The following is a 25,447-nucleotide window of genomic DNA, read 5'->3' as shown; positions in this document are numbered from 1 at the left end:
GCTTATCACCTAGCCATGGCTGCTGATTCCGACCACCCCCACCACGGTCCCCGTGTCGAGGACGATGCCCTGATCCGCGGACGCGGAAACTTCGTCGACGACGTCGACAAGCAGGGCGTCGCCCATGCCGCTTTCGTCCGCTCGCCCTATGCCCATGCCGCGATCGCGTCGATCTCGCTTGACGAGGCGCTGCAGGCGCCCGGCGTGCTGGGGATCCTGACCGCGGCCGATCTCGACGGCATCGGCAGCGTCACCCGGCATCCGCCGATTCCGGGACGCGGCGGCGCCAAGGCGATTTTCGCGCACCGGCCCTGCCTGGCCGAGGGCAAGGTGATGCATGTCGGCGAGGCCGTCGCCATGGTGGTTGCCGACAGCCTCAGCCAAGCGCTGGACGCCGCCGAAAAGGTCGTGGTCGAGTACGAAGAATTGCCCGCCCTGGTCGATGCGCAAGAGGCGCTGAAATCCGGTGCGCCGCAGCTTTACGACGGCATCGCCGGAAACCTCGCGGTGGATTATCCGGGCCCGGTCGACGATCCGGCCAATGTCGCCGCGATCGACGACATCATCAAATCGGCCGCGCATGTCGCACGCGTCAGCGTGGTGCAGCAGCGCATGGTGATGGCGCCGATGGAAACCCGCGGCGGCACCGCGAGCTTCGACGCCAAGGCCGGCCGTTACACCCTGCGCGTCTGCTCGCAGGGTGCCGGTCCGATGCGCGACATGCTCGCGGCCATCATGGGCATCGACAAGCAGAACTTGCGCGTCGTCACCGACGATGTCGGCGGCGCATTCGGACTGAAAAGCGGCGCCTATCCGGAATATCCGGTGCTGCTTGCGGCCGCCAAAAAATACGGCCGCAAGGTGCACTGGATGGCGAGCCGTTCGGAAGCCTTCAACAGCGACAACCAGGCGCGCGACAATGTCACGGCGGGTGAGCTTGCGCTCGACGCCGACGGCAAGTTCTTGGCCCTGCGCGCGCGCCAGATCCAGAATCTCGGCGCTTACGTCGCTTCCGCTGGCATCCAGCTTGCGACCAACAATTTCGCCCGCTGCTTTCCGGCGATGTACGACATTCCGAAGATCGATATCGGCGTGCAATGCGTCTACACCAACACGATTCCAACCGGGCCCTATCGCGGCGCCGGACGTCCCGAGGCCAATTATCTGATTGAGCGGCTGGTCGATGAGGCCGCACGTATTACCGGCATCGACAAGGTCGAGATCCGCAAGCGCAACCTGATTCCGGCTGCCGCGATTCCGTTCAAGACCGCGATCGGCACCACCTTCGATTCCGGCGAGTTTCCGCAAATCTTCGACAAGACGCTGGCGCTCGCCGACATCCGAGCGTTCGAACAGCGCCGGCGCGAGTCGGCCGAGCAGGGCAAGCTGCGCGGCATCGGTATTTCCTGCTTCCTCGAACATTCCGGCGGCGTGCCGAATGAAGGTGCGTGGCTGACCTTCCCCGGCAACGGCACGCTGGTGGTGAGCCTGAATGTCGGCAATACCGGCCAGGGTCACGCCACGGTCTATACGCGTCTGGTCGCCGACCAGCTCGCGATCGATCCGGCGCAGGTGAAGCACCGGCAGGGCGACAGCGATTTCGAGATCAAGGGCTGGCCGTCGGTCGCCTCGCGCTCGACCATCACCGCAGGCACGGCGGTGGTGCGCACGGTCGAGGCGATGGTGGAGAAGGGACGGTTGCTCGCCGCGCAATTGCTCGAGGCCGACGAGAAGGACATCGCCTATCGCCGCGGCCTGTTCGAAGTGGTCGGCACCGACCGCTCCATCGGCCTGTTCGATCTCGCGGCCAGGGCCGCCGAGATGGCGGAGAAGGGCGAGATTGCGGAGAGCCTCGACACCAAGCGCGATGTCGACACCCCGCAGACCTTCCCGAATGGCTGCCACATCGCCGAGGTCGAAGTCGAGCCGGAGACCGGCGAGGTCGCATTGGTCGGCTATTATGCGGTCGACGATTGCGGCATCATGCTCGATCACACGCTGGTGCATGGCCAGGTCCATGGCGGTATCGCGCAAGGTTTGGGGCAGGTGCTGTTCGAGCACGCGGTCTATGACGAGGGCAGCGGCCAGCTCGTGACCGGCTCGTTCATGGATTATGCCATGCCGCGCGCGCACAACATGCCGTCGCTGCTGCGCGACGATTCGCACCCCGTTCCCGCAACCACCAATCCGCTCGGCGTGAAGGGTGTGGGCGAAGCCGGCACCACAGCCTCGCTTGCCGCGATCATGAATGCGATCGCCGATGCAGTTCCGGCGGCGGCGCGTATGGACATGCCCGCGACCATGGAGAAGGTCTGGCGCGCCTGTCAGGGGATGGAGCTTCCGCGCCGGTTGGAAGTCGATACTGGCGCCTAACAATGTCATGCCCCGTGAAGGTCGGGCATCCAGTCATAACAAGCTTTATGAATCGCGGGCGATGACAAGCAACGCATCACCGCTGCGCGCTGTCGTTGCGCGGTCCGCGCAGCGACAGGCTGATCCGCGTCACGATGCCGTCCCACGCGCGCAGTTCCCGCTTGGGATAGGAAATGTAGATGCAATGCATGGTGCCGTGAAAATTGCAGCGGCTGTAATAGACTTCGCCGTTACGCACGCCTGACACCGCAAAGAAGCGGTCGGTGACACGCCGGTAGTCGATGGTCGACGGATTCACCTTCAGGAACTTGCGCAGATAGGAACGCGGCGTGTCGCCCTCTTCGTTTTTGAGTGCGTAGGCGGAGAACTTCGCGCGGCCGTCGTCACTCTCGAACACCCGGCCGACACCGCGTTCGGTCGTGCCGCCATCGACGGAAAACAGCGCGGACGGAAAATCGACGCGCGTGCCGGTTCGTTCGTCGACATAGGCGCGCCAGCCGAGGTCGCCCGCGCGCATCTGTGCCTGCGCGGCGTGGGACAAGGCAGAGATCGCTGCAAGAGCGCAAACGGCGGCAAAACCGGAACGAAGAGGGCTCATCTTCTATCCACCTCACGTTATTCAATGAGGCAATTGTGGAACCCGGACTACGTTCCCTAGATGAACGCGATCTGATGAACGCTCTTCCCTCTCCCCGTGCTTACGGGGAGAGGGTGGCGAGCATCTTTAGATACGAGCCGGTGAGGGGCGATTTTGCCGAAGCGTCGGCGTCGGCCCCTTACCCGACTTCTCGCTTTGCTCAGAAGTCACCCTCTCCGCCGCTGAAGCGGGGAGAGGGAAGAAAAGTGTAGGGAGAGCAGGCACTACCCCTGCGAGATGAACTTGCGGTTGGTGTAGGCCTCGAGCCCTTCGATGCCGCCTTCGGAGCCGTAGCCGGATTCCTTGATGCCGCCGAACGGCGTTTCCGGGGTCGAGATCGCGACCGAGTTCACGCCGACCATGCCGGATTGCAGCGCATCGCCGATCATGGTCGCGGTCTGCGCGCTCGAGGTGAAGGCATAGGACGCAAGCCCGAATGGCAACGAATTGGCGCGCTCCACCACCTCGTCGAAGCTCTTGAACCGCACGATCGGCGCCACCGGTCCAAACGGCTCCTCGGTCATGATCTTGGAATCGTCCGGCACATCGGTGATCACGGTGGGTTCGAAGAAATTGCCCTGGTTGCCGCGGCGCTTGCCGCCGGTGACGATCTTGCCGCCGCGCGCCTTGACGTCTAGCACGATCGCTTCCATCGCGTCGAGGCGGCGCGGATTGGCGAGCGGGCCCATCGTGGTGTCCTTCTCGAGGCCGTCGCCGAGCTTCACATTCTCAGCGAATTCGGTGAAGCGCTTGAGGAAGCGGTCATAAGCGTTCTCCTGCACATAGAACCGCGTCGGCGAGATGCAGACCTGACCGGCATTGCGGAACTTGAAGGCCGCGATGGTGTCGGCGGTCTTTTCAGGGTCGGCATCGCCGAACACCACGACCGGCGAATGTCCGCCCAGTTCCATGGTCGCCCGCTTCATACCCTTGGCGGCGAGACCGGCCAGCAGCTTGCCGACCGGGACCGAGCCGGTGAAGGAAATCTTCTTCACGCTGTCCGAACCGATCAGGTGTTCCGAGACTTCCGCCGGCACGCCGAAGACGAGGTTGAGCACGCCCTTCGGCAGACCGGCATCGGCAAAGCATTTCACCAGTTCGACGCAGGAGCCGGGCGTTTCCTCCGCGGCCTTCAGGATGATCGAGCAGCCAGCTGCAAGCGCGCCAGCAATCTTGCGTACCGGAGTCAGCGTCGGGAAATTCCACGGCGTGAACGCCGCGACCACCCCGACCGGTTCCTGCAGCACCAGCTGGCGGATGTTCTTGCCTCGGCCCGGCACGATGCGGCCATAGGCGCGGCGACCTTCTTCGGCCATCCAGTCGATGATGTCGGCGGTGGTGATGACCTCGATGCGGGATTCGGCGAACGGCTTGCCCTGTTCCTGCGTCATGATGCGGGCGATATGGTCGGTGCGTTCGCGCACCAGATCGGCGGCCTTGCGCATGATTTTCGCGCGGTCATAGGCGCTGGTCGCGCGCCACACGGCGAGGCCCGTGTTGGCGGAATCGAGCGCGCGATCGAGGTCGGCCTTCGAGGCATGCGGCAGTGTGCCGAGCGACTTGCCGGTGGCGGGGTTCATTACCTCTTCGCCCTTGCGGTCCTTGCCGTTAAGCCATTCGCCGTCGATGTAGAGCTGAAGGTCGGTGTACATGGTGCTGTTGCCTCTACGGAATGTCGACCCGTCATCCTGAGGCGCGAGCATAGCGAGCCTCGAAGGATGCACGGCCAGTGATGGGGCCGTCGCCCTTCGAGGCCCGCGCGTGCGCGGGCACCTCAGGGTGACGGAGCGGATGCAGAGGCGCGCGTCTTAGCAGACTTGGCCCGGCGCGACCACCTCGCGGTCGCCGCAACTCATTTCACGAAGTGAAATTGCAGCGGTTCAAATCTACTGTCCCTTGAACGACGGCTTGCGCTTTTCCATAAAGGCGGTGCGGCCTTCGATGTAATCCTTGCTGTCGAAGCAGCGCTTCACCGCCGCGACGACGCTGTCGATATCGCGCTCGTTCTCGTCTTTCAGAAGTTCGCTGATGGCATGCTTGGCGGCGCCGATCGTCAGCGGCGCATTGGCGGCGATCGTGTCGCCATAGTTCTTCACGTAGTTTTCAAGCTCGGCATCCGTCACCACGCGGTTCACGAAGCCCATGCGGCGCGCTTCCTCGGCGTCGAATTGCCGCGCCGTGAAGAAAATCTCCTTCGCGAACGAGGGGCCGACCACATCCATCAGCCGCCGGATGCCCTTGTGATCGTAGCCGAGGCCGAGCTTGGCTGCGGGAATGCCGAATTTCGAACCCGGCGTGGCGATGCGCATGTCGCAGCAGGTTGCGAGCGCCATGCCGCCGCCGATGCAATAGCCGCGGATCATTGCGATGGTCGGCTTGGGGAACTCGTGCACGGCGGAGAAAGCCCGCTCGGTGGTGGCGTTGTATTTCGCAATGCCCTCTTCGCTCGCCCGCTCCGCGCCGAATTTCGAGATATCGGCTCCGGACACAAATGCCTTGCCGCCGGCGCCGGTCAGCACCACCACGCGCACGTCGGGATCGTCGCGAAATCGTTCGAGGATATCGCCGGTCGCCGCCCACATCTCCATCGAGACCGCATTATGCCGCTCGGGATTGTTGAAGATCACGTAGCCGATCCCGCCATCCTTGCGCGAGAGCATCTTGTCGGTCATTCACCCGGTCCTTTGCCGTTCGTTCGCTTCATTTGATTTCCGTTCTTAGTTACGTCGCGCCTGCTTTCCTCAGCGCCTCGATCTCATCCTTGCTGAATCCGAACTCGGATAGAACTTCGTCGGTATGCTCGCCGCGTTCGGGCGTATGCATCACGACCTTGCTCGGCGTGCGCGACATTGTGAACGGCTGGCGAATGACCTGCAGCGTGCCGCGATCCGGTGTCGCCATGTCGGTGGCGACACCCAGGTGCCGCACCTGCTTGTCCGCGAACACTTCGTCCATTTTGTAAATCGGCCCGGCCGCGACGCCCGCCGCATTCAGCCGCTCGATCCAGTTGGCGCTGATGTCGGAGGCCAGCGTCTTTTCGATATCGGCATTCAGCGCGTCGCGATTTTTCAGTCGCAGCGCATTGGTCGCGTAGTCCGGATGCTCGATCAAGTGTTCGCCGTCGATGGCCTTGCAGAACCGCACCCAGGTCGGCGAGCCGGTGGTGGCGATGTTGATGTGGCCGTCGCTGGTTTTGTAGACGCCGGTCGGCACCGAGGTCGGATGATTGTTGCCGGCCTGGCCGGGGACTTCCTTGTCGATCAGCCAGCGTGCGGCCTGAAAGTCGAGCAGGAAAATCTGCGCTGCGAGCAGAGAGGTTTCGACATATTGGCCTTCGCCGGACTGCTCGCGTTCGAGCAGCGCGGTCATGATGCCAAGCGCGGCGAACAGTCCGGCCGCCATGTCGGCCACCGCCGCACCCGCCCGCACCGGCCCCTGACCGGGCAAGCCGGTGACCGACATGATGCCGCCCATGCCCTGGGCGATCTGGTCGAAGCCCGGCCACTTCTCGTACGGCCCGTCCTGGCCGTAGGCCGAGATGCTGGCATAGACGATGCGCGGGTTGACGCTCTTCACGTCCGGATAATCGATCCTCAGCCGTCTCTTCACGTCGGGCCGGTAGTTCTCGATCACGACGTCGGCCTGTTCTGCGAGCCTTAACAGCGCCGCGCGGCCGGCTTCGCTCTTCAGATCGAGGGTGATACTGCGCTTGTTGCGATGCAAATTCTGGAAATCCGAGCCGTGGCGCGCCCCGCCGATCGGATCGCCCCCCTCCAGCCGTTCCGGCGCTTCGATCTTGATCACATTGGCGCCCCAGTCCGCCAATTGCCGCGCGCATGTCGGCCCCGCCCGCACGCGGGTCAGATCCAGGACGGTAAAACGGGACAGCGCGCTGGAGGCGCGGGGAATATTCGTCGAGACCGGCAAGAGATCCTCCGGGGCAGGGCCGGCGACAATCCCCGAAGCGGACGGCAAATTCAACCAACAGAATGAGGACGCTACGCCTTCCTGATCCGGAAGATCAGGAGATCCTCGGACCGATCGGTGGCTTCCAGCACATCGCCGGTCTGGTTTATCAGGTTCGGGATATCGATCGCGGCCAGCGGATCGGTGCATTCGACCAGGATGATGTCCCCGGCAGCCAGACCCTTGAGCACCTTTTTGGTGCGCAATGCCGGAAGCGGGCATTTCAGGCCGCGCAAATTGATGGTCTTTTCGGTCATCCCCATAGGCCCAGGCTATGCCGCTCAGGTTTTGCGTGCTCGCAAACCAACAAATATTTCAGTGGCTTGACCCAGTATGGTGCGTTCGTCAGAAACGCAACCATGATTGCGGACACAGATGCCAACCAGCGCATCACGCGCCTTACCCCGCTCGCGGACGTGCTGGCGGCGATCGGCGGCGTCTCGCCCGTTGCGCCGCGTGAGGTCGCTGTCGCGGAAGCGCAGGGCTGTGTCCTTGCGCACGATGTTTGCGTCGCTGCCGCTTTGCCGGCGGCGCCGGTCGCGCTTCGTGACGGATGGGCGGTATGCTCGGACGCGACCCGCGATGCCGGACCCTATGCGCCAATGACATTGCAGCCCCCACCGCAACGCGTCGATGCGTTTGCTGCCTTGCCGCCCGGGACCGACGCGGTGGCGCCGCTGGATGCGGTTTCGGCGCTCGGTGGGATGATGCAGATCATGACCTCGGCCGCCCCGGGAGAATGGGTGTTGCCTTCCGGCGGCGATATCGAAGCGAATGCGGTCATGTGCCGGGAGGGAGCGCGGCTGCGTGCGAGCGATATCGCTGTGCTGATCGCTGCGGGCTTCGCCGCCGTCGGCATCCGGCAGCCGAGCATTCGTATCGTCAAGACGCATCGGAACGACGCGCGTGTGGGATCGGCGGCCGCGCTGCTCGCGGATGCAGTCATCGCGGCCGGCGCGACGTCCGACATATGCAACGATCTCGATGCGAGCCTGGTTCGCAACGATGCCGACGCAATCATCGTTATCGGCGGCACTGGCGAAGGCCGCAATGATCGCTCTGTGATGACACTGTCTCGCGCTGGTACCGTCGCCTGCCACGGCATCGGGTTGTCGCCCGGCGAAACCGCTGCATTCGGTTTTGCAAACGACCGGCCGGTCTTGCTGATGCCCGGCCGCATCGATGCCGTGCTCGCCTGCTGGCTGGTGCTTGGCCGTGCGTTGCTCGACCGGTTGAGCGGCGCGCGTAATGGCGAGATTGTCGGCAAGGCCATGCTGGCGCGCAAGGTAACGTCGACCGTAGGCATCGCCGAAGTCGTTCCGCTTCGCCGCGCCGGAACAGAGGTCGAGCCATTGGCGTCGGGCTATCTGCCGCTGCAGTCTCTGGCGCGCGCAGATGGATGGATGCTGGTGCCGGCGGAAAGCGAAGGCTACCCCGCAGGGACCTTTGTCGAGATGAGGCCGCTGCCGTGAGCCACATGACAACGCCGGAAAGCGCCTTGATCGATGCCGTGCGCCGTGCCGCGCGGCAGGAACAATTCCTGGAAGTGGTGTCAGCCGAGGAGGCGACGCAGCGCTTCCGCCGCCACCTTGACCTCTCGCCGCGCGGTGTCGAATCCGTATCGCTGGCGGCTTCGCTCGGCCGCGTCCTCGCGCACGATATTGGCGCACCGATCGACGTGCCGCCGTTCGACCGGTCCGGCGTCGACGGTTTCGCCGTGCGCGCCGCCGACACAACAGGCGCAAGCGACCATGCACCACGCCGGCTGACATTGAATCGCGAGGTCATCGCCTGCGGACATGCGCCGCAAATCGAGGTTCATCCCGGGACGGCCACCGCTCTTGCGACTGGCGGCGTCATTCCGCGTGGCGCGGATGCAGTGGTGATGATCGAGCATACCGACCTGCTCGACGATGCGCAGGCTCCGGCAATCGCGCTTCGCAGGCCTGCGGCGCCCGGGCAATTCATTGCCTATACCGGGTCGGATATTGCGCGCGGCGAAACGTTGCTGCGCAAGGGCACGCTGATCGGATCGCGCGAGATCGGCATGCTCGCGGCCTGCGGCATCGCGCAGGTCGAGGTGGTGCGGCGGCCGCGGGTTGCCGTGCTCTCGACCGGCGACGAACTGGTGCCGGTCGGCGAAGCGTTGCGGCCCGCCGGCATCTATGACTCCAACGGTGCGATCGTTGCGGCCGCCGTGACCGAAGCTGGCGGCGAGCCGGTGGCCCATGGTGCATTCCCGGACGATGAGGCCGCGCTCGCCAGCGCGATGCGCACGGCGCTGGCCGAGGCCGACATGCTGGTCCTGTCCGGCGGCACGTCGAAGGGCGCGGGCGATCTCTCGCATCGCATCGTGTCGAATCTGGGCAAGCCCGGCATCCTCGTGCACGGTGTTGCGTTGAAGCCCGGCAAGCCGCTCTGTCTTGCGGTGGCGGATGGCAAGCCGGTGATCGTGCTTCCCGGATTTCCGACCTCCGCGATCTTCACCTTTCATGCGTTTGTCGCGCCGGTGATCCGCGCGTTGGCCGGACTGCCCGCCGAGGATGCGCGCAAGGTCAGCGCGCGCATTCCGATGCGGGTGCCGTCCGAACTGGGCCGCAGGGAATTTGCGCTGGTCGCGCTGGTGCAGGGCGAGGACGGGATGATCGCGTTTCCTTCCCCGAAGGGTTCGGGCTCGGTGACGGCATTCTCGCAGGCGGACGGGTTCGTCGAGATCGACGCACTCGCCAGTGCACTCGACGCCGAAACCGTTGCCGACGTGACGCTGATCGGCGCGGCCGTGCGAGCGCCCGATCTCGTGATCATGGGCAGTCACGATGTGGCGCTGGATGTCGTGGTCGGCGCGCTGGCCGATCGCGGCTTCAGCGCGCGGGTGATCGCGGTCGGCAGTCTGGGCGGTGTTGCCGCCGCGCGCCGCGGCGAATGCGATATCGCGCCGGTGCATCTGATCGATCCGGACAGCGGACGCTACAACACGCATCTGCTCGAACCGGGCCTGTCGCTGGTCAAGGGCTGGGAGCGGTCGCAGGGCCTGCTGTATCGAACCGGCGATGTCCGTTTCGAAGGCAAGACCGCGGACGAGGCGATTGCAGCCGCGCTCGCCGATCCTGCCTGCCTGATGGTCAATCGCAATGCCGGTTCCGGAACCCGCGTGCTCATGGACCAGAAGCTGAAAGGGGCACGGCCACCCGGCTATGCGAACCAGCCGAAATCGCACAACGCTGTTGCCGCGGCGATCGCGCAGAACCGTGCCGATTGGGGCTTTGCCATCGAGCCGGTCGCGCGCATGTATGGGCTTGGATTTCTGCCGGTGGCGCCCGAAGAGTACGACTTCATCATGGTCGAAAGCTGGCGCGAGCGTCCGGGCGTCCAGGCCTTTCGCGAGGTGTTGCGTGACGAGGCGACACGGAACCGCATCCTGGCGCTGGGCATGCGGCCCGCGGATGACTAACTTGATCGGGTCGTCTGCCGGGACATTCGTATGCTGGTTCGCACGGTCTTCTCTGCCCTAGCCGTCATCCTGATGTGTCAGCCCGTGCTCGCGCAGATGCGCGGGCATGGCGGGCCGGTGCGCGCGGTCGCGGTTGCGCCTGATGGTGCGAGCGCCATCTCCGGCAGCTTCGACACCTCGGCGATCCGCTGGTCGCTGCCGCGCAGCGCCGCCGAGCAGGTGCTGCGCTTCCACGACAGCGCGGTGAATGCGGTGACGTTCCTGAAGGACGGTCGCGCGGTCACCGGCGGTGAGGATGGACGCATCGCGATCTGGAAGCCTGGCGTGCCGCTGCCCGAACGCACCTTCGAAGGCCACACCGCGCCGATCGTCGCGCTGGCGATTTCGCCGGACGGCAACACGATTGCATCCGCGTCCTGGGATCGCACCATTCGGCTGTGGCCGGTCGCAGGCGGCGCGCCGCGTGTGCTCGAGGGCCATTCGCAGAATGTGAACGGTGTCGCCTTCACTGCCGACGGCCAGTCGCTGGTGAGCGCTGGTTATGACGCCACGCTGCGGATCTGGCCGCTGACCGGAACGACTGCGCCGGTGATCGTCACGCTGCCGACACCACTCAATGCCGTCGCGGTTGCGCCGGATGGCGAGATCGTCGCATCGGGCGCCAACGGCTATCTGTATTTCGCGTCGATGCGAGGCGAGACGTCGGCTGAACTCAAGGTCACCGAAACGCCGGTGATTGCGTTGTCGATGACACCAGACGGAATGCGGATCGCGGCCGCCGGCATCCGCGGATCGGTGTCGATCATCGACCGCAAGACGCGCGTGATCGAGCGCACTCTGGTTGGCCCCGGCTTGCCGGTCTGGTCGGTGGCGTTCTTTCCCGATGGCAGAACGCTGCTCACCGGTGGCACCGACCGCATGGTGCGGCGCTGGGATGCGAGCACCGGCGAACATATCGGCGCGGTGCCGTTGAACGACGCGGCCGATCCGCTCGCGGCCTATGCCGGTGATCGCGGCGCCGAGATCTATCGCGCCTGCATCGCCTGCCACACGCTGTCGAGTAATGAGGGCGCTCGCGCCGGACCGACGCTCGCGGGTATTTTCGGCCGCAAGATCGCGTCGCTGCCGGGATACGATTTCTCGGATGCGTTGAGGAAGCTCGACATTGTGTGGACGCCGGAGACGGTCTCGAAGTTGTTCGAGATTGGTCCCAACGCCTACACGCCGGGGACGAAGATGCCGGAACAGACCATCGGCTCGGCGGATGACCGCCACGCGCTGATGGAATTCCTGAAGAAGGCGACCGCGGGAAAGTGACTCTTCTCTTTACCTCCCCCTGAAAGGGAGAGGTCGGCTGCGCTCGCATCGCGAGGGCAGTCGGGAGGGGGTCACGATCGTACTCTCAATAATGACCCCCACCCGCTCTCTTTCGCTTCGCTCAGTCGAGCGACCTCCCCCTTTCAGGGGGAGGTAAGACCGCCGCGGGGCGTCGCAGTATATGAGGAAGCGGACGGAGCACGTCGGAGCGATTACCCCCGCCCCTTCTCCTCCGCCTCGCGCAGATAATCCTCCGCGGTGCGCGGCCTGGGCCGCTCGGGAATGCCGCTGCCATACGGATCGAAGGCCTGCTCGGTGACCGCGATCACGCGGCAATCCTCGCACATCTTCAGCACGTTGAGCCGCTCGGCATGGCCCTTGAACATCCAGTGCTTGCCTTCGAGCTTCGCGGTCACCCGCTCGATCGTGCTTTTGACGCCGAACGGCTTGCCGCAGCTGATGCACTCGAACGGGTCTTCCTGCTTCATGATGCGCGGTGCGGCGGTGGCGGCGCGGAAGTCGAGCTGCGGCTTGAGCGTAATCACCTTCTCCGGGCATGTCGCCGCGCACAGCCCGCACTGCACGCAGGCATCTTCAGTGAATTTCAGCATCGGGCGGTCGGGGTCGGCCGACACAGCGCCAGTGGGACAGGCCGAGACGCAGGCGAGACATAGTGTGCAGCCTTCGGCATTCACCTCGATCGCACCGAACGGCGCGCCCTGCGGCAGCGCGATGACGTCGACCGGCTGCGGTGCGGCGCGATGCAGTTCGCGCAGCGCAAGCCGCTGCACGTCGCGCTTGCCGCCCGCCGGATGGAAACTGGCATGTGCCGCGCGCGGCTGGCCCGGATCGATCGCACGCAAGGCCGCGCCGAGTGCATCGGGGTCATCGGTCTCGATGGTGGCGACGCGGCCGGCACCATAGCCAAGTCCCGTGAGGATCGGATCGGCCAGCGCAATGGTCCGCTGCAGGCCGGTCACGTCGTGGCGCGGACGCGCGCGCAGCAGAAAGCGGACGTCCGATGCGCCGTAGGCGAAGGCGGCGGCAATCGCTTCCAGTCCCACCTGCGTGATTTCGTTGACCGCAAGCGGCATCGCGTTGGCAGGCAAGCCGTCGCCATGTCGCGCCAGCGCGTCGATCAGTTCGGTGCCATGGTCGTCATCGTGAAGCAGCACGATCGCATTGCGTCCGCCGGCTTCGCGATAGGTCGTCAGCATTGCGCGCAGCTTGCGCATCAGCACGTCGGCCGGCGGCAGGGCGTAGCTTGCCGCGCCGGTCGGGCACACTGCTGCGCATTGCCCGCATCCGGCGCAGATTTCCGCGCTGATGGCGACATGATCGCCCGCAGGCGTGATCGCGCCGGTCGGGCAGAGATCGAGGCAGCGGCGGCAGCCGACGATGCGCGACCGCGAATGCGCGCAGAGTTCGGAATCGTAGGTGACATAGCGCGGCTTGTCGAAAGTGCCGGTCAGATCGCGCGCCTTCATCACCGCGCGCAGCATTGTGGCCGGATCGCCCGGATCGGCGCGCAAATAGCCGTCACGCAAATCCGCCGCGGGAAACAGCGAGGCGCCGCCGGACACATCCAGTACGATGTCGCATTTCGACACCGCGCCGTTGCGCCCTGCGCCGAATGTCAGCGCATCGCGCGACGAGGGCGCCGGCTGCGCATAATCGTCCACGGTCAGTTCGAATGCGCCGAGCCAGCCCTTGGCGGCGCGGATCGTGCCGCGCACTACGGGAAACTCGGTCTTGCGGCGCGGGCTGAGATGATCCGGCTTCGAGATCAGCACGGTGACATCGAGATGATCCTTCAGCAGTTCCGCTGCCTCGATCGCGCGTTCATCGCGGCCATAGATCAGGACCACGCCGTCGCTTTGCAGGCCGACAAACGGAATGGCGGGCAGCGGCTCCGCGGCCGCGGCCAGCAGCGCGGCGATTTTCGGAGTGGCCTTGGCGGCCTCGTTCGACCATCCGGCATTCTCGCGAATATTGACGAAGGTCAGCGCGCGGTCGGGGGCTTCGGCCGCTGCTTCCTCGAAGACCGGTGTCTCCTGCGTACAGGCGACGATCAGTTCGCCGGCGCCCGGCAACAGCGCACGGAACCGGTCGAGTTCTGCGCGGCAGAATTGCCGGCCCGACACCACATCGGCGGCACGGCCGGCCTTGGTACAGGCCTTCGCGATCGCATCGATATCCAGCGGCATCGTGTCTTCGCACGAACACACAACGATTTGCCGCTTGTTCTCGACCATTCGGTCTCCCGTTCCGGCGCCCCCGGATTTGCCTGCGGACTCGTCACCCGCCGCGACGATGCTATATGCAGATAGAGAGAAACTATAATTGGTCCAAACAAAAAGTAAGGCTCACGGCGCGAACGCGCCAGGAACGCGACACCAAGCCCCGATTGCCGATGCTGACCGACGCCGATATCCGCCTGCCGCCACCGTTTCGCCTCGTCAGCCTGCGTGAGGTCGGCGACGCCTTCGCACATGCGAAGGCGAATGCCGCGGAGGAAGGCGCCGGCACGCTGGTGTTCGTCGGGCGCTTCGATCTGGCGGAATTCGCCGTGGTGCTGGAACCCGACGAGCCGCTGAGGATCGCGCGCCGGACCTTCTATGCCTGCATGGCTGCGCTTGCCGATACGCTGAGCGCGCAGGCGCCGCCGGAGACCGATATTGCAATCGGCTGGCCCGATGCCGTCAGCGTCAATCTCGGTCTCGTGGGTGGCGGGCAGATGGCCTGGCCGGACGATGCGAATGAAGACGAGCCGCCGGCCTGGCTGGTATTCGGCGCGATGGTGCGGCTGGTGTCGATGACCGGCACCGACGCCGGCCTGCATCCGCTGAGTGCGGCGCTTGAGGATGAAGGCTTCGATGAATCGGGCGCCGAGCGGCTGATGGAATCCTATGCGCGCCACCTCATGGTGATGCTCGATGCGTGGCAGGAGCAGGGCTTCGCCGCGGTCGCAAAAAGCTATCTGCAGCGCCTCGCGCCCGAGACGGAAAAAAGTGTCCGGCGCGATCTCGACGAGAATGGCGACCTGCTGGTGCGGCGAATGGGTAATGCACAAGTCGAGCGACGCGCGCTCATTCCGGCACTGGCAACGCCGTCATGGCTCGATCCGGCGACACGGGGGCCACGGCTGTGAAACTGCTCAAAACCATCAGGCTCGATCCCTCCGACACCTTCGTGTTCGAGCGTGCCGCCGAGCCCGGCGAATGGGCGGTGCCGGGCACGTTCGCGTTCGCGGACGCGGATCCCGCGGACCTTACGGGCAAGCAGCGCTCGGCGTTTCGTGCGGGCTTTCTCGGTGTGACGTCGCTCGGATGGTCGACGCTGGTGCAGATCGTCGAGACCGACGATGTGGGCCGCGCCAATGCGGTCGACGAACTGGCGCAACGGTTGGTCGACCATTATGGCGCGCCGCACATTGACGTTGCGCGCGCTGCGGCCGAGGAGGAGATCACCTTCGCAGCCTCGCTCTGCAATCATGACGTCGACACGCTGATCGCGCTTCATCGCACTGCCGAGGACGGCGACATCCGCGAGGCCTTCCGCACGTTGAAGCCGCGCGCGGACCGCAAGAGCTTCCGTGCATTTTCATTCATGGATGTCGAGGGCGAGGAAGACGAGCCGGGCGAACGCATCGATCTCGCCAATCTCGCGCAGGGAGACCGCACGTGAAGGATTTCTGGCTCGCCTGCGGCCATCATCTGCTGGATCGTGATCAGGCGGGCGGACTCGTCGTCACCGACGATTTCCTGAAAATCTATCTCGCGCGGCCCGAACTGGTGCCGCCGCCGGAGGCGTGCGATGCCGAGAGGGCGCTGTATGCGGCCTTGATGAGTGAGCCACGCCGGCCCGTGCCGCCGGAGGAGATCGCGGCGATTGCCGACGCCGACGCGCGCGAGAACTGGACCTTCATGCTGGCGTTCCGCGATCGCCTGCTGCGCCATCCGACGCTGGAGGCGGCCTATGTCGATCTCATCCGCAACGGCGCGGGCGCGATCCCGCCGATCTTCGTCAACCAGCTGGTCCATGTGATCCTTCGCAACGCATTGGACGGCTGCGAGGACCCCTATGTGCTGCGCGCGGCCGAATTGCTGTTCCGCCCACAAAGGCTGACCCTGCATGAGGGCTCGCTGATTGCGGCCGATGAGGAAACCATCAGCGGCACAGGTGCGACGCCTGCCTCGCCGCTGGTGTCGATGCTCGGCATTCCCGCGCAGGCCGATATCGATGTGATGAACGATGATAATGCCGAGCATTATTTCGAGCACAGCGATCTGTTCCACACCGCGATCGATCTCACCGCCGGACGCCAGGGGCTTCAGGCGCTGGCGCAGGTTTTGACCCGCTGGGTTTCGCATCTGCTGGGAGTCGCGGTCGATATCGAGCCACTGACCGAAATGCGCGACGTCAATCTGGTCTGGTATGTCGGACTGGATTCCGATGCGACCAGGATCGGCGATGCGTTGTGGAACGGCGAGGAACTTGACGAGGCGACACGCGGCCGCGTCGTCGGCCTATTCCGTCTGACCTTCCGCGATCCCGGCGCCGTTCTCGAAACGGTTGGGCGCGAACCGGTCTATCTCATTCTGGCCATGTCGCCGGACAAGATCATCCGCATGAAACCGCAGAATCTGATCGGCGGATTGCCGGTCCGGCACATCGAATCGGTGACGTGATGGCCGCGCTGGTCTCGATCCCCGTCGGCGTCGTGGTCGACCGCATCAAGGCGGAGAGCCAGTGGATCGATTACATCTGGCAACCCACCGCCGTGCTGGTTGGCCAGCCCGATGTGCAGCCATGGACGCTGCTGTCGGGCGACAAAGACCGCGCGTCGTTTTATGCCGGCAGCACTTCGATCGATCTCTATCGTTCCGACACCGGCAATTATCGCGACAATCTGCTCGGCGACAGCAAGTTGTGGGTGGTGCTGACACCGACCGAGTCGGATCCGCCGTACAGCCTTTTCATGGTCACGGCCGATCCGACCGAAGGCGAGGCGCAGACCGAAACCGGCGTCAATCTGGTGGAGGCGGTCGCGATGCCTGACACCGTGCGCGCGGTGCTGGACACCTTCGTTGCCGAACACCATGTCGAACAGACATTCTACAAGCGCAAGCGTGACCGCGCCAATCCTGAGGCACTCGGCCGGCGCGCGCCGTCTGATCGGGACCGCGACGATGACTGATCCGGAAGACTTCCTGTCGCGATGGTCGCGGCGAAAGCGTCACGCCAGGGCAGAGGTCAAGGCCGAAAGCGCTCCAGCCGATCTGCCGAAGCACGATCAGGCCGTCGTCACGGCGTCCGTGGAACACGGCGCGGCCGCGCCCCAACAGGCGCGCGGCGACTCTGATGATGCAAAGCCAGACAACGTTTTCGACCTCTCGAAGCTGCCATCGCTCGATTCGATCGGACCGGCGACCGACATCCGGATATTCATGCAGCCGGGCGTACCGGAAGCGTTATCCCGTGCGGCGCTTCGACGCGCCTGGTCGGCCGATCCCGGCATTCGCGACTTTATCGGCCTTGCCGAAAATTCATGGGACTTCACGGCCAGTGATGGCATGCACGGTTTCGGCGCGCTCGATCCCGCAGATGCGAAGCGATTGCTGGCGCAGCTGTTCAGCGAGCATGACGGCGAGGATGGCAAGCAAGACGAGCGCGAGCTGCACGAACCGTCATCCGACGATGCGGTGAGCACCGCCGAAGCACGGCAAGACGAGCCGGCTGACTCGGATTCGTCCAGCAATACAAACGAAGAGACGAAGTCCGGCGCAGTCGCTTCGGACACCGACGCTGACAAGCCGCAGGGCGACGTCGATACGGCTGCCGACGTTGCGCCGCAACACGCAGCGGCTTGTGTTGCGTTGCAACAAAACACAGCGGGAACGTCGCGCGAGCCCGCATTCGTCCCTCGCAATCATGGCCGAGCGCTGCCGCAATAGATCCACACGCATCGCCATGTTGTTTATAGCTGTGCACTATTGACCCATTCCAATTTACCGCTCTATTGTTTGGAACGCCTCCGAAGAAGGCGTGTGTGCACCTTTTTTCGGCATTGCAACCATAACGATAAGAATGCGCGATCAGGGACTCGACGAAGCAATCCGTGCGGCCGGTGGTGTGAGCGAGCTCGCACGTCGTATTGGAATCTCGCAACCCTCCGTTTCGAACTGGGACCGGATACCGGCGGAGCGCGTAATCGCGGTCGAGCAGGCGACCAATGTGAGCCGGACGGTGCTGCGCCCGGATCTCTATACCGAAGCGGCGTCGCCCTCCGACATCGATGAAATCGATCTGGCGCGGGCCCAGGAATACCGGCTGCTGACTGCGCTGCTCGCGCGGGCGCCGGATGCTTCCCTGCTGAAAAAACTCGCCATGCTGCGCGGCGACGCCTCTCCGCTCGGGATGGCGCATGTCGCGCTGGCTGAAGCGGCTGCCGCCGCCAACGTCGAATCGGTTGAGCGCGAATTCTTCAATGTCTTCATCGGCGTCGGCCGCGGCGAGTTGCTGCCCTATGCGTCGTATTACCTGACCGGGTTCCTGCATGAGCGTCCGCTGGCGCGGCTGCGCGACGACCTGAACGCGCTCGGCATCGAACGTGGTGAGGGCGTTGCCGAGCCGGAAGATAACGCAGCGATGCTGTGCGAGATCATGGCCGGCCTGGCCGATGGCACGTTCCCGGCACCCGCCGGGACCGACAAGAAGTTCTTCGAAAATCACCTCGCGCCCTGGATCGGCCGGTTCTTCGCCGATCTCGAGCACGCGGAAGAAGCGGACTTCTACCGCAAGGTGGGAACGCTGGGGCGGCTGTTCGTTGACATAGAAACCGAGGCTTTTGCGTTGCCGTCGTGACGGTGCGGCGAAGGCGAGCGACAGGGATGAAAGAGGAGACGGCAATGACACAGGAACGCAAGACGTCGGTCGGACGCCGTGATTTTCTGCGCGCGCTGGGCGCAGGAGCGGGCGTGGCCGTGACGGCCGCCGCACCGCTCGCAACACCGGCTCATGCCGATACCGAGACCCACGAGGACAAGCGCAAGGCCCGCTACAAAGCCAATTCACCGGAAGTGCAGACCTTCTATCGGGTCAATCGCTATCCGGGCGCGAAGTAAGGGAGGCAATGCCGTGCTGATCAAAAGGACAGAACGCGAAAAGCGCCGCGGCCAGCTCGCCGCCCAGCTTTCAAGTCATTCCGCCGGCGGGATCGACCGCCGCACCTTCCTGCGCCGTTCGGGGCTCGTGGCGGGCGGCCTGGCCGCTGTCGGCGCCGTGCCGCTTACCGGCATGCGCAAGGCCAATGCTGCGGCGGCCGCGGCCGGTCAGCCGGGTGGGGCGCCGGTCACCATCCGCAAGAATATCTGCACGCATTGCTCGGTCGGCTGCACCGTCATCGGTGAAGTGCAGAACGGCGTGTGGGTCGGGCAGGAGCCCGGCTGGGATTCGCCGATCAGCCGCGGATCGCATTGTGCGAAAGGCGCGTCGACACGCGAACTCGTGCATGGCGATCGCCGGCTGAAATATCCGCTCAAGCTGGTCGACGGAAAGTGGACGCGGATTTCCTGGGAAACCGCGATCAACGAGATCGGCGACAAGGTCGAAGCCATCCGCACCAAGAACGGACCTGACTCGATCTATTGGCTTGGCTCGGCGAAGTTCACCAACGAGGGCTCGTATCTGTTCCGCAAGTTTGCGGCCTTCATGGGAACCAACAACGTCGATCACCAGGCGCGTATCTGCCATTCGACGACCGTCGCGGGCGTGGCCAATACCTGGGGCTACGGCGCGATGACCAATTCATATACCGACATCCGCAATTCGAAGACGATCCTGTTCATCGGTTCGAATGCCGCGGAAGCGCATCCGGTCTCTCTCCAGCACATTCTCGAAGGCAAGGAGATGAACCGCGCGAACATGATCGTGTGCGATCCGCGCATGACCCGCACCGCCGCGCATGCGACTGAATATGTCCGCATGCGTTCGGGCACCGATATTCCGCTGACCTGGGGCATGCTGCACGTCATCTTCAAGAAGGGCCTCGAGGACAAGCAGTTCATCGACCAGCGCGTCTACGGCATGGACGACATCCGCAAGGCCGTCGAGCAGTGGACTCCGGAGGAGACCGAGCGCGTCACCGGCGTTCCGGCCGCTCAGCTTGAGCGCATCGCCACCACCTTTGCGACGCAGAAGCCGGCGACCCTGATCTGGTGCATGGGCGCCACCCAGCACACCGTCGGCACCGCCAACGTGCGCGCGTTCTGCACGTTGCTGCTTGCCACCGGCAATGTCGGCTCGTCCGGCACCGGCGCCAACATCTTCCGCGGTCATACCAACGTGCAGGGCGCGACCGATCTCGGCCTCGATGTCGTGACGCTGCCGCTCTATTACGGCCTGGTCGAAGGCGCGTGGCGGCACTGGTCGCGGGTCTGGGAAGTCGACTATGCGTGGCTCGACGGCCGCTTCAACACGATCACCGGCGCCGATGGCAAGCCGGTGCGGATGATGAACACGGCCGGCATCCCATCGACGCGCTGGTTCGATGCGACGTTGATGGACCAGAAGGATGTGTCGCAGAAGGATACGATCAAGGCGATGATGGTGTTCGGGCATGGCGGCAATACCGTCACCCGCATGCCGAAAGCGCAGGAAGGCATCGAGAAGCTCGACCTGCTGGTGGTCGCCGATCCGCATCCGACCACCTGGGCGTCGCTCGCGCCCAAGCGCAAGAACAACACCTATCTGCTCCCGATTGCCACCAGCTACGAAACCAACGGTTCGCGTACGGCATCGAACCGGGCGATCCAGTGGGGCGAGCAGATCGTCAAGCCGATCTTCGAGTCCAAGGACGACAACGAGGTCATCTATCTGCTCGCGAAGAAGCTCGGCTTCGCCGACATGATGTTCAAGAACATCAAGGTCGAGAACAACCTTCCGGTGCCGGAAGATGTGCTTCGCGAAATCAACCGCGGCGGATGGTCGACCGGCTATTGCGGCCAGTCGCCCGAGCGGCTGAAGATGCACATGGCCAACCAGAAGGACTTCGACATGCTCACGCAGCAGGCGACGTCCGGTCCGGCCAAGGGCGACTATTACGGCCTGCCATGGCCGTGCTGGGGCACGCCGGAATTCAAGCATCCCGGCACGCCGCTGCTCTACAACACCAATCTCTCGGTCAAGGAGGGCGGCGGTACGTTCCGGGCCCGCTTCGGTCTCGAGCGCGAGGAGAAGCTGCCGGACGGTACGACCCGCAAGGTCAGCCTGCTCGCCAACGGCTCTTATTCGGCCGGCTCGCAAATCCGGGACGGCTATCCCGAATTCACGCTTGGCGTACTCAAGAAGCTCGGCTGGGATACGGATCTGACGGCAGCCGAACTGGCGGTCATCAACAAGATCAATCCCGCTAATCCGGACGCGGTTGCCTGGTCGATCGATCTGTCGGGCGGCATCCAGCGGGTGGCGATCGAGCACGGCTGCATCCCCTATGGCAACGGCAAGGCGCGCGCCAATGCGTTCGGTCTGCCGGATGCCGTCCCGGTGCATCGCGAGCCGATCTACACCCCGCGGCCCGATCTGGTGGCGAAATATCCGACGCTGCCGAATGCTCGGCAGTTCCGGGTGCCCAACCTCGGCTTCGACGTGCAGAAAGCCGCGGTCGACAAGGGCATCGCCAAGCAATTCCCGCTCATCCTCACCTCTGGCCGGCTGGTCGAATACGAGGGCGGCGGCGAAGAGACCCGCTCCAACAAGTGGCTCGCCGAATTGCAGCAGGACATGTTCATAGAAATCAATCCTGCGGATGCGGCCGAACGCGGCATCACCGACGGCGGCTGGGTCTGGGTCACCGGCGCGGAGCATAACTCCAAGGCACGGATGAAGGCGCTGGTCACCGAGCGCGTCGGCAAGGGCGTGACCTGGTCTCCCTTCCACTTCGGCGGATGGTTCCAGGGCGAAGACCAGCGCGGCAATTATCCGCAAGGGACCGACCCGATCGTGCTCGGCGAAAGCGTCAACACGCTGACCACCTACGGCTTCGATCCGGTCACGGGCATGCAAGAGCCCAAGGCCACCCTTTGTCAGGTTCGTGCGGCTTAAGGAGACGCAACTATGGCTCGTATGAAATTTCTTTGCGACGCCGACCGTTGCATCGAGTGCAACGCTTGCGTCACCGCCTGTAAGAACGAACATGAAGTGCCGTGGGGCATCAATCGCCGGCGCGTCGTCACCATCAATGACGGCAAGCCGGGCGAGCGCTCGGTGTCGATGGCCTGCATGCATTGCACCGACGCGCCTTGCGCGGCGGTGTGCCCGGTGAACTGCTTCTTCACCACCGCCGACGCCGTGGTGCTGCATTCGAAGGATCTGTGCATCGGCTGCGGCTATTGCTTCTACGCCTGCCCGTTCGGCGCGCCGCAATACCCGCGGGTCGGCAATTTCGGTTCGCGCGGCAAGATGGACAAGTGCACCTTCTGCGCCGGCGGTCCCGACAACGACTACACCGTCGCGGAATATCAGAAATACGGCTCCAACCGTCTGGCCGAGGGCAAGCTGCCGCTTTGCGCGGAAATGTGCTCGACCAAGTCGCTGCTGGCCGGCGACGGCGAGATCATCGCCCAGATCTATAAGGAGCGCGTCACCCGTCGCGGTTACGGCTCCGGCGCTTGGGGATGGCAGACCGCCTACAAGGAAACGATCGCGTCCTGACGCGCGTCTGACGGGCCGGCGCGGGTCGTGCCGGCCAGGGTCCCGACGATACAAAAAAGTGAGGAGATGGGGATGTCGACGCTCACACGGACGTTTCAGACTGTCATTGGCGCACTGGCGATATTGTGCGTGGTCATGCTCGCCGCGCCTGCAAGCGCCCAGGTGCGCAATCCGGATGGATCGGTGAACCCGACCGCCAGTGCCGTGCAGGAGCAGCAGCTCCTGAATTCGCTCAGGGGCGGCGGCAGCATCGATGGCCGCGTTTCGATTCCGAATCAAAGCGCCGGCGTTCTGATCCAGCCGGCCGGCCAGAGCTGGCGTCATTTCCATGAAGTGACACTGCGCTGGATCGGCGGCATCGCCATCCTCGGCATGCTGATCGTGCTGGTCGCGTTCTATCTGATCCGCGGCATGGTGCGGCTGAAGAGCGGGAGATCCGGACGCACGATCGTGCGGTTCAGCGGGTTCGAGCGCTTCGTGCACTGGATGACCGCGACCTGCTTCATCATCCTTGCGATCAGCGGTCTCAACATCACCTTCGGGCGTCCGCTGCTGATGCCGCTGATGTCGGCGTCAGCCTTCACCACCTGGTCGGAGGCGGCGAAATACGCCCATAACTTCGTCAGCTTCCCCTTCACCATCGGCGTCGTGCTGATCTTCCTGATGTGGATCACCGGCAATATCCCGAACCGCGTCGATGCCGAATGGATCAAGCGCGGCGGCGGCATCCTCGGCGACGATCATCCGCCGGCCTACCGCTTCAATGCCGGCCAGAAGATGATCTACTGGATCGTTGTGATCGGCGGCGGCGCCTCGGCGATTACCGGCTATCTGCTGATGTTCCCGTTCTATGGCGACCTGACCGTCTCGGGCATGCAGACCGCCCAGATGGTGCACAGCGTCGTCGCGGTGCTGTTCGTCGCCGCCATGCTGGCCCACATCTATATTGGCACCATCGGCATGGAGGGCGCCTTCGAGGCCATGGGCACGGGCGAGGTCGACGTGAACTGGGCGCGCGAGCATCACAGCCTGTGGCTCGACGAGGAGCAGGCCCGCAACCGCACCGCCACGCCGCCCGGAGCGCGGGCGACGCCGGCCGAATAGCGCTGAAGTCACGCATTGCAAGGTTGAAGCGCCCGGCGGTACCCCCGCCGGGCGCTTTGCTGTAAGAAGCCCGTCATGCGCATCATCGGCCTCGCCGGCTGGAGCGGTTCCGGCAAGACAACCCTGCTCACCAAGCTGATCCCGTGCCTGACGGCGCGCGGCAAGCGCGTCTCGACGCTGAAACACGCGCACCATGCTTTCGATGTCGACCGCCCCGGTAAGGACTCGTTCGAACACCGCTCCGCCGGCGCGACCGAGGTTCTGGTCGTGTCGGGCAATCGCTGGGCGCTGATGCATGAATTGCGTGGCGCGCCGGAGCCGCCGCTACCGGACATGCTCGCCAAACTGTCCAGGGTGGATCTGGTGCTGGTCGAGGGTTTCAAGCGCGAAAGCTTTCCGAAGCTGGAAGTCCATCGCGCCTCGAACGGCAAGCCACTGCTGCATCCGGAGGACCGCTGGATCGTTGCGGTTGCCTCAGATACGCCGCTGCCGGACGCGCGGGTACCGGTCGTCGACCTGAACGACGTCGAAGCTATTGCCGACCTTCTGCTCGCGCAGGCGATTGCGGTCGAGCAGGTGAAGGAACACGCGGACCTTCCCTGATGGCGCAACTCACCGACGATTGCTTCGCGTTTTCCGGACCGCTGCTGCCGGTCGACGACCTCGAGCAGATCATTCGCGAGCGAGTCACGCCGGTTGCGGAGATCGAAACGGTCGCGCTTGCGCTGGCACGGGGGCGCACGCTTGCGCGTGACATACAGGCGCCGATCGATCTGCCGCCGTTCAATAATTCCGCGGTCGACGGTTACGCGGTGCGGCACGCCGATCTGTCGGCTCAGTCCGACACCGCCTTCACCGTCGCCGATCGCATCACCGCCGGCCGGGCCGCCGCGCATCCGATCGCGCCGGGCACCGCTATCCGCATCTTTACCGGCGCGCCGATGCCCGAGGGAGCGGACACCGTGTTCATGCAGGAGGACGTGCGAACCGAAGGCGGCAGCGTGATCGTGCCGCCCGGCCTCAAGCAAGGCTCGAACCGCCGGCTGGCCGGCGAGGATATCCGCGCCGGTTCGGTCGCATTGCCGGCGGGGCGCGTGCTGTCGATCGCCGATGTTGCCCTCGCCGCAGCGCTCGGGCTGACCGCGCTTCCGGTGCGGCGGCGTATTCGCGTGGCGCTGTTCTCGACCGGTGACGAACTCATCGAGCCCGGCCAGCCGCTCGCGCGTGCAGCGCTTTACGATGCGAACCGCACCCTGCTCGGCGGGATGATTGCCGCGCTCGGCGGAATCGTCACCGACCTCGGCATTCTGCCGGACGATCCCGCGATCCTCGCGCCGGCGCTGAGAGACGCCGCCGGCGGCCACGATCTCGTGCTCACGTCCGGCGGCGTATCCACCGGCGAGGCCGACCATGTGCGTGACGCCGTCGAAGCGGTCGGCAAACTGGTGTTCTGGCGCGTGGCGATCAAGCCGGGGCGTCCGGTGGCAATGGGGGTGATCCCGGGTGCTTCAGCGGAGAGCAGCGCAGCCTTTGTCGGTCTGCCCGGCAATCCGGTCGCCGCCTTCGTTACCTTCGTGCGGGTGGTGCGTCCGCTGATCATGCGGCTTGCCGGTGCCGATGCGCCGGCGCTAGTGCCGTTGCCGGTGCGCGCCGGCTTTGCCTATCGCAAGAAGCTCGGGCGGCGGGAATACGTGCGGGTGACTCTGACGCGGGATGCGGACGGCGCGATCGTGGCCGTCAAGCACAGGCAGGAAGGCGCCGGCGTTCTGACCTCGCTCACCGAAACCGGCGGCCTCGTCGAACTGCCCGAAAATGCAACGACGGTCGAGCCGGGCTCGACCGTCGGATTTCTGCCTTACGCGTCGCTGGTCAGCTGACGCAGCGTC

At 64.8% G+C, this 25,447-nt stretch carries 22 protein-coding genes; 16 read left to right on the top strand and 6 right to left on the bottom strand.

The features are described 5' to 3' along the window. The first annotated feature begins 15 nt into the window (after nucleotides 1-15). Entirely contained in the window at nucleotides 16-2,373 is a 2,358-nt protein-coding gene (locus AC5I5I_RS12770) for a xanthine dehydrogenase family protein molybdopterin-binding subunit (protein ID WP_495973524.1), read from the top strand. Nucleotides 2,374-2,449: 76 nt separating this feature from the next. Here the strand turns inward: AC5I5I_RS12770 and AC5I5I_RS12765 are convergent, their stop codons facing one another. The 5 genes from AC5I5I_RS12765 to AC5I5I_RS12745 form a co-directional block, all read right to left on the bottom strand. Beyond that, nucleotides 2,450-2,971 carry a hypothetical protein gene (locus tag AC5I5I_RS12765; protein WP_495973522.1) on the bottom strand — a complete coding sequence of 174 codons (522 nt, stop codon included), beginning with the start codon at nucleotides 2,969-2,971 and terminating at the stop codon, nucleotides 2,450-2,452. Between the two features lie 263 nt (nucleotides 2,972-3,234). After that, nucleotides 3,235-4,662, bottom strand: a complete 1,428-nt coding sequence (locus AC5I5I_RS12760; protein WP_495973520.1) for an NAD-dependent succinate-semialdehyde dehydrogenase — start codon at nucleotides 4,660-4,662, stop codon at nucleotides 3,235-3,237. Between the two features lie 234 nt (nucleotides 4,663-4,896). Further along, entirely contained in the window at nucleotides 4,897-5,682 is a 786-nt protein-coding gene (locus tag AC5I5I_RS12755) for an enoyl-CoA hydratase (RefSeq protein WP_495973518.1), read from the bottom strand. 49 nt (nucleotides 5,683-5,731) lie between these two features. Beyond that, nucleotides 5,732-6,937, bottom strand: coding sequence for a CaiB/BaiF CoA transferase family protein (locus AC5I5I_RS12750; RefSeq protein ID WP_495973516.1), 1,206 nt, complete (start codon nucleotides 6,935-6,937; stop codon nucleotides 5,732-5,734). A gap of 71 nt (nucleotides 6,938-7,008) precedes the next feature. After that, entirely contained in the window at nucleotides 7,009-7,233 is a 225-nt protein-coding gene (locus AC5I5I_RS12745; RefSeq protein WP_495973514.1) for a sulfurtransferase TusA family protein, read from the bottom strand. A gap of 102 nt (nucleotides 7,234-7,335) precedes the next feature. Between AC5I5I_RS12745 and AC5I5I_RS12740 the strand changes: the two genes are divergently transcribed. From AC5I5I_RS12740 to AC5I5I_RS12730, 3 genes are read left to right on the top strand one after another with little or no spacing between them, the layout of a single operon-like run. Then, complete coding sequence (locus AC5I5I_RS12740) at nucleotides 7,336-8,448, top strand: molybdopterin-binding protein (RefSeq protein WP_495973512.1); 1,113 nt, start codon at nucleotides 7,336-7,338, stop codon at nucleotides 8,446-8,448. Nucleotides 8,449-8,453: 5 nt separating this feature from the next. Further along, complete coding sequence (locus AC5I5I_RS12735) at nucleotides 8,454-10,427, top strand: molybdopterin biosynthesis protein (protein ID WP_495973888.1); 1,974 nt, start codon at nucleotides 8,454-8,456, stop codon at nucleotides 10,425-10,427. Nucleotides 10,428-10,457: 30 nt separating this feature from the next. Continuing rightward, complete coding sequence (locus AC5I5I_RS12730) at nucleotides 10,458-11,744, top strand: c-type cytochrome (RefSeq protein WP_495973510.1); 1,287 nt, start codon at nucleotides 10,458-10,460, stop codon at nucleotides 11,742-11,744. A 212-nt stretch (nucleotides 11,745-11,956) separates the two neighbouring features. On the opposite strand, the gene AC5I5I_RS12725 is transcribed toward AC5I5I_RS12730, so the two are convergent. After that, complete coding sequence (locus tag AC5I5I_RS12725; protein WP_495973886.1) at nucleotides 11,957-13,951, bottom strand: 4Fe-4S dicluster domain-containing protein; 1,995 nt, start codon at nucleotides 13,949-13,951, stop codon at nucleotides 11,957-11,959. A 206-nt stretch (nucleotides 13,952-14,157) separates the two neighbouring features. Between AC5I5I_RS12725 and AC5I5I_RS12720 the strand changes: the two genes are divergently transcribed. The 12 genes from AC5I5I_RS12720 (at nucleotide 14,158) to AC5I5I_RS12665 (ending at nucleotide 25,438) form a co-directional block, all read left to right on the top strand. Then, nucleotides 14,158-14,895, top strand: a complete 738-nt coding sequence (locus AC5I5I_RS12720; protein ID WP_495973508.1) for a biotin/lipoate--protein ligase family protein — start codon at nucleotides 14,158-14,160, stop codon at nucleotides 14,893-14,895. After that, a complete protein-coding gene (locus AC5I5I_RS12715) occupies nucleotides 14,892-15,431 on the top strand; it encodes a DUF6505 family protein (RefSeq protein ID WP_495973506.1) in 540 nt (179 codons plus the stop codon). Before AC5I5I_RS12720 ends, AC5I5I_RS12715 begins: the two co-directional genes overlap by 4 nt. Continuing rightward, nucleotides 15,428-16,435, top strand: coding sequence for a DUF6352 family protein (locus AC5I5I_RS12710; RefSeq protein WP_495973504.1), 1,008 nt, complete (start codon nucleotides 15,428-15,430; stop codon nucleotides 16,433-16,435). Before AC5I5I_RS12715 ends, AC5I5I_RS12710 begins: the two co-directional genes overlap by 4 nt. Next, on the top strand, nucleotides 16,435-16,944 hold the full coding sequence (locus tag AC5I5I_RS12705; protein ID WP_495973502.1) for a DUF3305 domain-containing protein: 510 nt from the start codon (nucleotides 16,435-16,437) through the stop codon (nucleotides 16,942-16,944). The genes AC5I5I_RS12710 and AC5I5I_RS12705 overlap by 1 nt, the downstream gene beginning before the upstream one ends. Continuing rightward, complete coding sequence (locus tag AC5I5I_RS12700; protein WP_495973500.1) at nucleotides 16,937-17,701, top strand: DUF3306 domain-containing protein; 765 nt, start codon at nucleotides 16,937-16,939, stop codon at nucleotides 17,699-17,701. Before AC5I5I_RS12705 ends, AC5I5I_RS12700 begins: the two co-directional genes overlap by 8 nt. Nucleotides 17,702-17,834: 133 nt before the next feature. Further along, nucleotides 17,835-18,611, top strand: coding sequence for a Cro/CI family transcriptional regulator (locus AC5I5I_RS12695; RefSeq protein WP_495973498.1), 777 nt, complete (start codon nucleotides 17,835-17,837; stop codon nucleotides 18,609-18,611). 44 nt (nucleotides 18,612-18,655) lie between these two features. After that, nucleotides 18,656-18,871, top strand: coding sequence for a twin-arginine translocation signal domain-containing protein (locus AC5I5I_RS12690; protein ID WP_495758504.1), 216 nt, complete (start codon nucleotides 18,656-18,658; stop codon nucleotides 18,869-18,871). 13 nt (nucleotides 18,872-18,884) lie between these two features. Continuing rightward, nucleotides 18,885-21,848 carry a formate dehydrogenase subunit alpha gene (locus AC5I5I_RS12685; protein ID WP_495973496.1) on the top strand — a complete coding sequence of 988 codons (2,964 nt, stop codon included), beginning with the start codon at nucleotides 18,885-18,887 and terminating at the stop codon, nucleotides 21,846-21,848. A gap of 12 nt (nucleotides 21,849-21,860) precedes the next feature. Beyond that, the gene (gene fdh3B / locus AC5I5I_RS12680) at nucleotides 21,861-22,457 is read left to right on the top strand and encodes a formate dehydrogenase FDH3 subunit beta (protein ID WP_495973494.1); all 597 of its coding nucleotides are present in this window, start codon (nucleotides 21,861-21,863) and stop codon (nucleotides 22,455-22,457) included. Nucleotides 22,458-22,529: 72 nt separating this feature from the next. Beyond that, nucleotides 22,530-23,561, top strand: coding sequence for a formate dehydrogenase subunit gamma (locus AC5I5I_RS12675; protein ID WP_495973492.1), 1,032 nt, complete (start codon nucleotides 22,530-22,532; stop codon nucleotides 23,559-23,561). Nucleotides 23,562-23,636: 75 nt separating this feature from the next. Then, nucleotides 23,637-24,164 (top strand): molybdopterin-guanine dinucleotide biosynthesis protein B, encoded by a 528-nt coding sequence (gene mobB, locus AC5I5I_RS12670; protein WP_495973490.1) that lies wholly within the window; start codon nucleotides 23,637-23,639, stop codon nucleotides 24,162-24,164. Then, nucleotides 24,164-25,438 carry a molybdopterin molybdotransferase MoeA gene (locus AC5I5I_RS12665; RefSeq protein ID WP_495973488.1) on the top strand — a complete coding sequence of 425 codons (1,275 nt, stop codon included), beginning with the start codon at nucleotides 24,164-24,166 and terminating at the stop codon, nucleotides 25,436-25,438. Before mobB ends, AC5I5I_RS12665 begins: the two co-directional genes overlap by 1 nt. Nucleotides 25,439-25,447: the final 9 nt, after the last annotated feature.

This window comes from Pseudorhodoplanes sp., from assembly GCF_059499825.1.
This window is presented reverse-complemented; position numbering and strand designations above follow the sequence as displayed.